This is a genomic window from Microbulbifer sp. VAAF005, from assembly GCF_030012985.1.
Lineage (GTDB): Bacteria > Pseudomonadota > Gammaproteobacteria > Pseudomonadales > Cellvibrionaceae > Microbulbifer.
In genome coordinates this window covers 4,273,444-4,285,341 of record NZ_CP120233.1, presented here as the reverse complement: position 1 = coordinate 4,285,341, position 11,898 = coordinate 4,273,444, and the positions used below count along the sequence as shown (strand labels likewise).

Annotated in this window: 11 protein-coding genes and 2 pseudogenes; 3 read left to right on the top strand and 10 right to left on the bottom strand. The window is 43.8% G+C overall.

From position 1 onward, the window contains the following. Positions 1-32 precede the first annotated feature (32 nt). From P0078_RS19195 to P0078_RS19175, 5 genes and pseudogenes are all read right to left on the bottom strand, one after another. On the bottom strand, positions 33-518 hold the full coding sequence (locus tag P0078_RS19195) for a hypothetical protein (protein ID WP_282931503.1): 486 nt from the start codon (positions 516-518) through the stop codon (positions 33-35). A 290-nt stretch (positions 519-808) separates the two neighbouring features. After that, positions 809-1,542, bottom strand: a pseudogene (locus tag P0078_RS19190) (CsgG/HfaB family protein). Positions 1,543-1,695: 153 nt separating this feature from the next. Beyond that, complete coding sequence (locus tag P0078_RS19185; RefSeq protein WP_282931502.1) at positions 1,696-2,097, bottom strand: curli assembly protein CsgF; 402 nt, start codon at positions 2,095-2,097, stop codon at positions 1,696-1,698. Beyond that, entirely contained in the window at positions 2,097-2,525 is a 429-nt protein-coding gene (locus P0078_RS19180) for a CsgE family curli-type amyloid fiber assembly protein (RefSeq protein WP_282931501.1), read from the bottom strand. Before P0078_RS19180 ends, P0078_RS19185 begins: the two co-directional genes overlap by 1 nt. Before the next feature lie 4 nt (positions 2,526-2,529). Next, on the bottom strand, positions 2,530-3,213 hold the full coding sequence (locus P0078_RS19175) for a helix-turn-helix transcriptional regulator (RefSeq protein WP_282931500.1): 684 nt from the start codon (positions 3,211-3,213) through the stop codon (positions 2,530-2,532). Between the two features lie 810 nt (positions 3,214-4,023). Between P0078_RS19175 and P0078_RS19170 the strand changes: the two genes are divergently transcribed. The 3 genes and pseudogenes from P0078_RS19170 to P0078_RS19160 all read left to right on the top strand — a co-directional run bounded on the left by P0078_RS19170 (position 4,024) and on the right by P0078_RS19160 (position 5,681). Then, positions 4,024-4,719: a hypothetical protein gene (locus tag P0078_RS19170; RefSeq protein ID WP_282931499.1), complete on the top strand. Its 696-nt coding sequence runs from the start codon at positions 4,024-4,026 to the stop codon at positions 4,717-4,719. Then, positions 4,662-4,799, top strand: a pseudogene (locus P0078_RS19165) (hypothetical protein); the annotation flags it as partial. The gene P0078_RS19170 and the pseudogene P0078_RS19165, both read left to right, overlap by 58 nt. A 120-nt stretch (positions 4,800-4,919) precedes the next feature. Further along, on the top strand, positions 4,920-5,681 hold the full coding sequence (locus tag P0078_RS19160; RefSeq protein ID WP_353057087.1) for an acyl-CoA dehydrogenase family protein: 762 nt from the start codon (positions 4,920-4,922) through the stop codon (positions 5,679-5,681). Positions 5,682-5,753: 72 nt separating this feature from the next. Here the strand turns inward: P0078_RS19160 and P0078_RS19155 are convergent, their stop codons facing one another. From P0078_RS19155 to P0078_RS19135, 5 genes are all read right to left on the bottom strand, one after another. Further along, positions 5,754-6,494, bottom strand: a complete 741-nt coding sequence (locus P0078_RS19155) for an SDR family NAD(P)-dependent oxidoreductase (RefSeq protein ID WP_282931498.1) — start codon at positions 6,492-6,494, stop codon at positions 5,754-5,756. A gap of 28 nt (positions 6,495-6,522) precedes the next feature. After that, positions 6,523-8,574: an aminotransferase class I/II-fold pyridoxal phosphate-dependent enzyme gene (locus P0078_RS19150; RefSeq protein WP_282931497.1), complete on the bottom strand. Its 2,052-nt coding sequence runs from the start codon at positions 8,572-8,574 to the stop codon at positions 6,523-6,525. Between the two features lie 250 nt (positions 8,575-8,824). Then, positions 8,825-9,229, bottom strand: a complete 405-nt coding sequence (locus P0078_RS19145) for an NUDIX hydrolase (protein WP_282931496.1) — start codon at positions 9,227-9,229, stop codon at positions 8,825-8,827. Positions 9,230-9,310: 81 nt separating this feature from the next. Then, complete coding sequence (locus tag P0078_RS19140; RefSeq protein ID WP_282931495.1) at positions 9,311-10,423, bottom strand: phospholipase A; 1,113 nt, start codon at positions 10,421-10,423, stop codon at positions 9,311-9,313. Positions 10,424-10,857: 434 nt separating this feature from the next. Then, positions 10,858-11,379, bottom strand: a complete 522-nt coding sequence (locus P0078_RS19135) for a hypothetical protein (RefSeq protein WP_282931494.1) — start codon at positions 11,377-11,379, stop codon at positions 10,858-10,860. Positions 11,380-11,898: the final 519 nt, after the last annotated feature.

Genomic DNA, 11,898 nt, shown 5'->3' with positions numbered 1-11,898 from the left:
AATTATAAATACAAGTAAAATAGTGCAATGCTTTAATCGTACTGCACCAGTTGCACCGCATGGTCGTCACCGAACTGCGCGACATAACCAAACAATCCATCACCGTTTTGAATAATGTTTGCAGAATTTCCGTAGCCAACTTGGCTAATCAATGCCACATTATCTACGCCACTCTGTATGGCTGTAGCTTGGTTATAGGCTCCAGACTGAGATATCGCAGCATAATTAGAATCGCCTGTTTGTTGCACCAACGCTGTATTGGAGTCACCCTCCTGTATCAGGACAGCCTGGTTATAAAAACCGGACTGAGTAACCTCAGCAACGTTGTAATCACCCACTTGTGAAACCTGGGCTAGGTTGCCCGTAATTGAATCTTTTCTTAGTAGAAGAAGATCCAGAGCTCCCTGCCCCGCAGACAATTCATTGTGGTCATCTATATCAGAAGCCCAGCACACCGAAAGCGGTAAAACCAGAAACAGAAATAAAATTGCCGTTACTCGTTTAGCTGTAGCAATCACCAACCACCTCTCTATAAAGATCGATTAACAACTATAAGAAACAACGAAACAACTATAGGTAAAAACAAATAAATCTTAAATCAGAAGAAAGATTATATTTAACTGGAAAGAACAACTAGAACGTAAAACTTTTGTATTAAGGAAGCACTATAAATTAAAATGCATATTTCCCAAAAGAAATCCATTCCATCAAATTACATATAAAAATATAAAACGGCATAATTTAACAAAATTCCATTTCACTAAATTACACATACAAACACAGACAAAGTTAACTATTTAATAAGATATTACAATATCTTGACCGGCGTAGCCGCATATTCACTAAGAACTGACATAGGGTATTGATTATTATCTTCCAGAGCCCACAAATTAGCATTTACACCCTGTGAAATAAGATGAATTACAGCAGATTCTATCGCGGACAGAACACATAATTGAGCCGGATCGTTTGTTGTCATACCAGCCTCAATTTCAAGTAGCCGCTTATACTCTACAAATGTATAAACATCCCCCTGGACCTGCCTTGATAAAATTTTCTTGCTGGTTAAAACACTACTGAGTACTCGACCACTTCGCACATCCACTGCACGTAAATTAACTGTTACCTCATCTACTCGATATTGTTCAGATATCCCTATACCAAAATAACGGGCTCCGGCCCCCCTGTTTTAATATTAGTATCGTAACCAACAATCCCTCCTTCGAGCATAATATTAGCTGACATAAGAGAAGGCAGATCAAATACCGGACTAGCGGGGCTACTCTGCTCCTTTTGGGCGGCCCTAATTATTTTTCTCTCCGTCAATAAGTTTTGTAACCCCTCCCTCTCAAGAGTTACAAACCATCCTGATTCATTTAAGACTTGCACCAACATAGCTGCCGCCCCCTGCGTCACCGCAGTTGAGAATGAGCTCGAAGGTGCCGGTCTGTATTGACCCGTCTGGTCACTAAATCCATACACTGCTGCGACTATTTTCCCTCTTGGAGCAGGTAAGCTAACCAAGTCGGAATAAGTACTCATCCGATCTGTTAAAGTTGCCTTTTGTTGGCCTGGACCAAACAGCGCTTCCTTAACCGAACTACACCCACTAAGACCAAAAATAATTATAAAAACAAATATTCTCGACAACATCGCACCACCCCACAAAAACCTAAGCCCGTAAATAAATTTATATTAATTACTTGGATTGAGCCCCACGACTACAATCTCAGATATCTCACCTGTAACGGCATCTGTAATCGTTATTGTCAGCTCACCGTCGACATCAATAATGTTCACGATATAGTCATCTGTAACCAAGGTGCCATCATTACCATTCCCCACATCTGTCAACAGCTGCGAGAGTAAGCGAGATTCCAGTGTGTCAGTAAATCTATCTAGAGAAGAGGAATCAGAGTAAGGTGAATCTTTAGCATCAGGGTCTTTTTTACTGTTCTGCGCACTGGCATTATTCAATAAATAATTACCATTTAGAGGATTTCCTCCAAACGACGGATTAACTGGCGTATATACCAATTCCGTTGCGCTTACAGCCCCAGAAAACAGAAAAACAGCCATCAAAAAATAACATTTCATTATATTTCATCCCCCGCCAAATCAATATTTTGAGATAAAAGTTCCTGCAACCTCTGCTGCCGAACATTATTATTTATTTGTGAAGCGGCCTGTTCGACAACTGCACCAAACTTTCTACGCCCAGGGTAAATAACAGTCTTGAAAACCTGCTGACTTTCATAAGTCACCCAGACAACACTCCCCCATCTAGCGGATGGCCTCTCATGAACAGTAAGGTTATAATCAAAACCTTGTAAATTGGTTGTAATATAAATAGAAAGAGATCTGGCAAATTCATGGCCAATACCACTTACCGTATTATCAATAACTAATCCAGTAAGTAGGGATTCCTCTCCACTTTGATTATCTGCTTCTTGCGCATGACTTTTGCAAAAGATACACGAAAGTGCAGCCGCAAACACAGCTGCACGCAAAAATATTGATTTCATAATATTACAAGTTTTGACTGGCCCAACTACTTGCTTCGAGACGATTTTTACAGCCTATTTTTCTATAGATTTTATAGAGATGACTCTTAACAGTATGCTCACTAACACAAAGTGTTTCAGCTATATTAGCGTTTGTATTGCAGTCACAGATCAGCTGTAAAATTTGCCTCTCTCTTTGAGTAAGATTAGAGGCTTTATCACACCATTTTTTTGGCTTTCTGTGTTGCCTGAGGAAATTATGAAGAACATCCCTTGGAAACCAATACTCTCCTGAGAATATCCTACCCAACCTCTCCATAATGACTTTTGCTTCACACTCCGAGGGTATCAAGCCAAGAACCTTTTCCCAGTGAAGAACAAAATCAATATCTGAACTTTGATCAACATTGATCAACACAAGATTAGGAGGGGTTGGTAACGAGTGTATTTCCCGCAAAAGCTGCTCAAGATCCGGAGAGGAAATATCGGCACAATCTAGAAGTAGGTATTCAGCCTTAATACCACTTAGAGAAGAAAGTGTAGAGCGCTGCAGAATAGCGCAAGTAGTCTTAAACTCATCTTCAATTCGCCCTGCAAAAATTGAGGACTGAAGATTGACGCATGCGGTTAAAAAGGCAACTGTAACCCCTGACTTTTCTGACTTAGGGCTAACAACCTTTAGTGGTGCATAATCCTTATGCAAGTTCATCTGGGTTCCCCCAATGTGCGGTCCCTTTATATTTCGGCCTGTTACCAGCCTTACTATTTTTAATTAATTTCTCGCGCTCATCTTACGCTGTGAGCTAAATCTATTCGATCAACTCACTTACTGCAACCAGTAGTGATCTAGATATCAAAAATTCAATCTTAAGTGTGCCAACCTGGTTCCCTCATACCATTTTGTAATACAAAGGTATCACGGATAGATAAGCTGAATTAAAAAATCAACATGCTTTGGTATAGATTTTTGAGCAGAATTAGAACCCCAAAAGCTTCATTTTTTTTGGACTAGTCGACAGTATTAACCGATTAATTTCGCTTAATTTGCAATGAAGAACTCCTTTATCGACAATGAGGTGACAAACATAAGATGGTTCGAGTCTCATTAGAGACAAGATGACAAAATGGTATTCGATAGCAATAAAATATAAATTTCAATTCATTACTTTTAAGCCATATTTGATCGAATAAATACCTCTGTGAATCAATAAAACCCATCTTTGAAAATAAAAACAGCAAAATAACTCACTGCAGGTAAAGAGCTTAAATAGTAATCAGAAAAAAACTTGTTTTATACTCACATTCAGCTATGCATTGAAATTATCCCTTCGCGCAATTAGTAAAACTGTACAACTTATGATTTCGTACCATGTGACGGTGCCTCTGAAAGATCCGAAGAAGAAGCCTTGCAATGAACTACAGTTGCTGGATCTAATCAACTGCAGCTATAAGCTCTGTAGGGGTATTTAGGGGCTATGCAAAAACTCTCCCAAATAGACACATTTTCTAAGGTAAAGATATGAACAGTAAGAGTTATACGCCAAGTTATAACCCCACATATCAAGTTACCAATCAACCACGCCCTCTATCTGGCCATAACCTCTATATTGGCGATCAGGCATTACAGGAAGCCGTACATGTCAATGGAGCATACTGGGCGAAAGAAGAACTGGAGCGCTATGGGGAAGTATGTGGTAGACCGGAAATGATTGAGCGAGGTTATGCCGCCAACGAGTTTAAACCTATCTTTGAAAGTCATGATCGCTCTGGTCATCGCATCGATCTGGTTAGGTACCACCCCTCCTACCATCAACTTATGCAACTTGCACTCTCCGAAGGCTTACATAGCTCTCCCTGGACTGACCCTCGTCCTGGAGCCAATGTCGCCAGAGCCGCAAAAAACTTACTACATTCACAACTTGAGGCAGGGCATGGATGCCCCATCACTATGACTTTCGCCTCAGTTCCTTCTATCAAGCTAAACCCTAAAATCGCCAACGAGTGGATCCCCAAGATAACCAATCGAACTTATGACGGAAGTAATCGCCCCTATTTTGAAAAAAGCTCACTGACCATAGGCATGGGTATGACAGAAAAACAGGGGGGTCAGATGTCAGGGCAAATACCACTACTGCCCTCCCTCTCGAAGAAAGTACTTATGAATTATTTGGACATAAATGGTTTATGTCTGCGCCTATGTGCGATGCCTTTTTAATTCTTGCGCAAACCCCAAGCGGCCTATCCTGTTTTCTAGTTCCGCGATGGAGGCCTGATGGATCGAAAAATCAGCTTGAAATTCAACGTTTGAAAACAAAATGCGGCAATGTATCCAATGCATCTTCAGAAGTTGAAATACGCGGCGCATTAGGCTGGCTGATTGGGGAAGAGGGGCGAGGAATCAGTGCCATTATAAAGATGGTAGCGCTTACACGATTTGATTGTATGGTCGGCTCAACAGCAGGCCAGCGGCAAGCAGTTATCCAGGCAATATATAACGCAAGTGGGCGTAAAGCATTTGGCAAAAAACTGATTGATCAACCACTAATGCAAAATGTTCTGGCTGATCTACAACTGGAAGTTGAGGGTTCAATTGCTCTTTCCATGCGTATGGCCAAAGCTATGGACCAAGAGGACAGCGAGCATGAGAGAATGCTGCTCAGGCTGGGGGCCGCAGTGGGCAAATACTGGATATGCAAACGCAGTCCCCATCACGCATATGAAGCCATGGAGTGCCTGGGGGGAAACGGCGCCATTGAAAACTTTATTACGGCACGACTGTATCGAGATGCGCCAATTAACGCAATCTGGGAAGGATCAGGCAATATTCAAGCACTTGATGTTTTGCGCGCCATCACAAAAACACCAACCGTTATTAGTCACTGGTTCGATGAACTGGGGATTAGCCGAGGTATAAATACTTTATTTGATACAGCTGTTGACAAGCTAAGAAATGAACTTTCTGACCTAAATCAATTTGAATATCGTGCTCGCCATATTGTTGATCAAATGGCCCTTACCATGCAGGCTCATCTTCTCTTACAAGGAAGTAGCTCCTGTGTCACTGATGCCTTCATTAAATCAAGAATAGGAGCCAGTGGTTTACAAAATACTGGATGCCTACCAACTGGTATCGATATCAAAACGTTACTGGATCGGGGCAACCCTCTTGTAACATAAATAGCAGAGAGCTTTCCCGGTTTTTAGAAGTCAGACGGTTTCTAATTATCGTAAATAGTTCAAACACAGTTACTACCAGGGTATCTGGCTTCCATCCCAGGATAATAATTTACCAGTATCTAGTCGTGTCAACTGATTTAAGACATCCACAATACGATTAGCGCTCAATTCAGGACTGTAAAGTTTGCTTGGCGGCAAATTAGCTTGAAAAGGTTTGGATAGTGAAGTATCTGTTGTACCTGGATGAATTGCGACTACGCAACTCTCTTCCAGTTTTCGCGCCCACTCAATAGATAGATTTTTAACCAGCATATTTAATGCTGCTTTGCTGGTGCGATAACTGTACCAACCACCAAGGTGATTATCCGTAATACTTCCCACCTTTGCTGAAAGTGATGCCCACAACAAAGGGTGCCTACGCCGTAAGAATCCATCTAGTGCCCGTGCTAAATGTACATGGGAAAGTACATTGACCTGCATAGACTGTAACAACCAGTGATCATCACATTGCGATAGGGACTTTTCAGGTCCGTGAAATTCATCGTGTAAAATTCCACAGCAACATATTACCCAATCTGGGGGTTCAGAGTGCTCTGCCAAAAAATTTTCAACGATATCAATAGACTCCGCCTCCTCTAGGGAAACAGATAAATGATGACGCTCTCCAACATGACCAGGAATCATGTCGACTGTAATTCGGCTCAGGGTCAATAGAGTAACCTGAGGATGGCGCCGAATAATTTCGGCGCCAATAGCCTGTGCAATTCCGCCGGAGGCACCGGCAATTAACACAGATTGTGGACTTTCAAGCATACCGGGCTCCGTGCCGGATTATGAAGTGTTATGATTTTCCTGCCTTTTTTTCTGCGGAAGATTGCGCCTTGCCAGGCTTAGCTTTAGGGGTTTCCTTAACCACCCTTAGCATTGGCTCATCAGAGCGGAAAATTAGGCCGTGGATTTCCGTTGTATTCTGCCCCTGAAGAAGCTGCTGTAAGAATTGTACTATTTGAGCCGAAATTTCCTGGCCAGGTACAAGAACTGGAATGCCAGGGGGATAGGGAACAATTTCATCGGCACTGGTTCGACCTACCAAATTTTCGATGGCTTCTGTGCCATTATCCATCAACGGCAATTCTTCTGCTTCCGAAAAGTAGGCATCTGCCGGCAAACAAGTAAACCGGGTAAATTCTGGCAGGCGCCGCGGTGACCCAATATGAATGCGTTTTTGAGTACTTCCGGCCAATTGCTTAAGTGCATGTATCAAGCGAAGCAACTTGCTCTCTGTGCTACCGAGAGTAACAAGCACAGTGATGGTATTGTAGGTGGTCTTTTCTACCTGGATACCATACTGATCAAATAATTTAATCTGCATCTCATTTCCAGAGTAACCACTCTTGGAAATATCAATTGTCACCTTGGTGGGATCGAGACGAATATTATCACCGGCAAGGGGATCAGCAATTAAGTCATCACGAGTCAGTGCACGGAATACGCCAGTTTCATTTACGGCGTTACGTAAGGTTTCCACCATTTGCAAGCATTGCTTCAAGCGGCCATACCCCTCCATCGCCATTTGCTTACGGGCCACATCGAGGCTCGCAATCATTGCGTATTGAGGGCTGGTAGAGGCATGCATATTCAGATTCTCACGAAAACGGAATTCATCGAAATCCGGATCTTGCACGTGAATCATGCTGGCCTGGGAGAAAGCGGATAGCATTTTATGGGTACTTTGCGTCACATAATCTGCACCACACTCCAGTGCAGTAGGACGCAGCTCAGGATGGAAGAAACCATGAGCAAACCAAGCCTCATCCACCAATACTTTCACGCCTCGCTCATGGGCGTAGTCAATAATTGGCTTGAGATCGTAGCGCAGTCCATCATAGGTACAGGAAGTAATTACCAACAGGCGCGCATCACTGTGCTCATCAAGGGCGGCTTCTATATCGGAACGCTTCACCGGTCCGTAAATTCCAAACTCTGGATGCAGGACAGACTTCAAATAAACCGGCTCACACCGGTTCATCACAATCGCGTGATGAACAGATTTGTGACAAGCCTGGTCAACAATGATTTTCCCACCACCACCAAGAATTTGCTGAATAACCACTTTATTTGCGGTAGAGGTACCGTTAGTCAGGAAAAAGGTATGACGAGCTCCGAAAGCCTGAGCCGCCAAGTCCTGGGCCTCCTGAATAACGGAATGGGGCTCGAGTAAACTATCCAGCACTTGAACCGACACGGACAAATCCGTATTGAAGATATGCTCCCCCATAAAACGATAAAAATCCCCTACCCAGGGACTATTTCGCAAGCTATCACCTCCAGAGTGGCCTGGGGTGTGCCAAGCATCCCGAGCAGAGAAGACGTATTCTTTCAGGGTATCGGCAAAAGGCGTCGAAGCCCTACGAGCAATAAATGCCTGCACCAAGCGGAACATGTGGTTGAAGTTACCTTCACGACGATCGAATAACTCATCAAAACGACGGCGTAAATTGGCTATGGATTTGGAAGCAGTTTTGCTTGATTTTGACGTTGTGCCGGCAAAACCACTATGGGCAACTAGGAAGATATTAAGCTGGGAACGCAATACATGAATCCGGTCAGCTAGGTCATCTGCAGAATCCAACCCCTTTCCATCGCTGCCACCATCAACAATAACTGCCTGGAGACAGTCCTCTTCTTTTGCCAACCTTTCAGCTTCAGAGGGGGCCACTACCATAAAATGGAGACCAAAAGGATTGTCATGTACTGCTGCCGTATTATTGAGGGCACTTACCCACTCATTGGCCAATTTGCTATCAGAACTGACCAGAGCGACTCGGCACTCTAATTTATGGCTGCTTTCACTTAGGTTGCCCAGCTCAGGCATCTTCAAATCCAAACCCATAATTCTTATCCATCAGCATAGCTTGCAGCTTTGTACAGCCTGCTGTATCAATTATTTATTAACTATTTGATTTTATTTACTTTTATAAAGCGCCCGCGAACTGCGAAGGCTCTGGAATTCCAGGGCATTAAACACCAGGAGGCAAATACTAATGTAGGAGAGAGGGGAATTCTGCGACTACAACGCATTTGGCGATTTTCGCCAAATGTACCTTGGCACACCAGATCTATTGCCAAGGAAGATAATAAAGTTAGAACTTTGCGCTACGCACAATGCCGTTAAAGCTCAGGCAGTCCTCGACCCTGTGGCGCTGAACCTCAGATAATCTGTCCAGGGGAAAGTAAGCCCAATGTGAATGTTCATCAGAAAGAACGCAGCTTCCACCACTGGTAAAATGGGCTCGAAAAATAAAAACGTGTGAATTATAAGCGTTGTGGTAGTACACGCCACTGAGATACTCAATCTGTACCTCCTTACCAAGCTCTTCATGGCACTCCCGCACCAGAGCCTCATGGGCAGTTTCACCCGGGTCTAGTGCGCCACCGGGTAGCCCCCACCCGCGCTCCGCATAGGTCGCTTTCAGCTGCAATACTTCTCCATAAGGATTAGTTATTACTGCGTGGGCACTGAGGCGGTAACTATCATCAAAGGCCATGAATATACCCTGATAATGAGTCAGCTTGAAAAAAGGGAAAACGAGAGCCTATTTGTCTTGGATACACTCTCGCCATTGAAATTAGAACCCCTGGGCTAAAACAAAACCAAAGCCTAATGTCTGTACCGATTCATCGTAATCAAGGAGACTCTCACCATACCCATTGAAATAACGGATATATCCGTCGACACGCCTACCCAAAGGGAAGCCCCAGGTCAACTCCACAGCACCGCGATTATCTGAACGCAAATTATTGCGCAACATTACGGATACAGTGTGGCCCCCATCGCGGTAACGCCCACCCAATTCGAAATGCCCAAGGTAGTGCTCAATATCCGGGTTATCATCATCATCCTTGTCCTCTGGTAGCCTATACCAGGGTTTCAGGCTTATCGAATAATTATCACGTTCAAAAATAAAGTTCGCATATACCCTATTCCAGCTGCGGGAGTAAGGCTCACTACGCCCATTTGACTGGTGGTTAATCGCCACTTGATTGGCCACATTATTCCAACCGAACACGCTCCAGTCATTGAGCCAACTTAAAATTAATTCTGGCTCGTGATTTGTCTCGCGGAAGGGAGAAGAATCATCATCGTTATACGCCTGCCAAAAGCTACGATTTGTATAGGCTACACTCAACACGGAAGCCCGGCCTAAAAAACCACGCCAAACAGGCACCTGTACAGATAGCTGGAATTGGACTTCGACATTATCCAGCTCCTCCGCCTCAGCTAGCCCCTCAATATCCGCCAACCCACCCTCTTCAGGAGCTGGGTTGTAGACCATTGGTAACACATAATTGGTTTTATGGGATGCCAAGGTAAACGGGTTATTGGCAGCATCCTTGATCGCCTGAGCCCTTCCTCCTAGCAGTACTTTATCCGTCGGTAGTTCTTCCTCATATTCATCAACAAGGAACTCCGCTATCACAGGGTCTTCTTCTAAGGTCAGTTCAGCCCGGACTCTTTGAGCACAGATACGCCGAATTTCCCTTATTGTGACATCCGCATCGGAAACAAGAATTTGCTCATTCAGGCAACGTTTGTGATGGGTTTGCAGGCTTTCCCCTGCATCCACAGAGAAAGTTGATTCTGGTACATCTTCAGCAAAAGCCGCAGGTGGCTGTGCAACTAACCCAAAAGAAGAAAGTAGTGTAAGCCCGGCATAGACCCCTCTTCGATAGTAGGACAAAACGCTTCCCCCAGTCATTTATTGCAAATATGGAGCAAGCTTACACTGGAGAGGTTTACAAGTCCCACTACATAATTTTGCGATTATAGTGACAATACAACCAATCAGACTTGAGAAGCCGTTTTATCAACTTAAAGAGGAAAAAAATTTAACAATTACATACTGGCGAACAATTATTCCAAAGAATAATTTATTCATGTGACCAATTATCGTTATTTGGTCTATTCATTTGGGCCATAGTAACCCCTGAAGGTCCGATGACCACTCTAAATCTCTCAACCTGACCTGCCATAGACGACCAGTGCTAGATGGCCAGTCATACCCCACTAGTAAACTTCGACTATCTACGTAACAATGGGCGTCTCTCTCAGCTTCATCTCCTTGATAAATATAGGCACTGATGTCGGCACCCAACTCTTGGGACCTCTGCCCCGCTACATCCCCAGCCATTGGCCTTGCAGTGCGGTGGCTGACCCTTGGGGAAAGCAGCTTACCTCGCTGAGATGGGTCGACAATATCTGGTGAGACAACTTCCAGCCCCCCTCGTATTGAACTAATCTCGACAAGACCGGCCCCATAAACACCCGCATTAAAGGAAATAAAAGCCGCTCTTCCCCCTCAAGGCTAAGTTGCTGTGGGCCATTGGGACCTGTCCAACTGGCTTGAATGTCATCGCCTATCGCAGGTTTCATCCCACCCTTCGGCAACAGCTTGTAGTGAGCACTTACATTATCAACTTCATCCCGCCAGTGGACCACACACTCGCTCACAAGCCCTTGCTCCAAAAAGGCAAAAACCTCTATACCGAACCCCTTGTCACCCACTAAGCGCCGGCTAACAAGAGAGCGCCGCCCCTGCTCATCATCTCCGAGCTGCCAACTATCCTGTACAGGCATCTCCCGACCATCACAACTGTAATGATATCGGCCCTGAGCCAAAGTTGAATTTAAACGCATCGCAGATTCCCTCCTTGCCCACTGCACACCAGACTGGTGGTCCAGTACCCAAAAAGTATTGCACATGGAAGGAAGCTAACCTAGCTTTACACGCCACCTTTAATCTAAAAAGCAATTCAAAGAAGTGGTGATTAATCCAAGATCTTAAATGCGGATCAATATAATAAAAATGCTAATGTGCCTCTAAAATGTGCTACCGATAAAGAGTAAAAAGGAACTTTTTAAGATCATGCACCAATAGGGTGATTGTCAGACCAAAACTTCAAAAAGCTCATTTTAAGGCATTAGTGGAGGAAGCTTTTAGTGGAGAAGAAGCACTAAAATGAAACTCTGCTAAAGGATGAATCACTAAAATCGGGAAAGGTTATATCTATAAAAGTACTTACAACTATAGATTTTATTATTATTACGCCAAACAGAGCCCTGTAAACACAAGAAGAGGACAAGTTTAAACAAAAATAAATATAATTGAGGTGATTCGCAGGCGAGAAAATCTGAACTTAAAAATGTTAAAAGTAA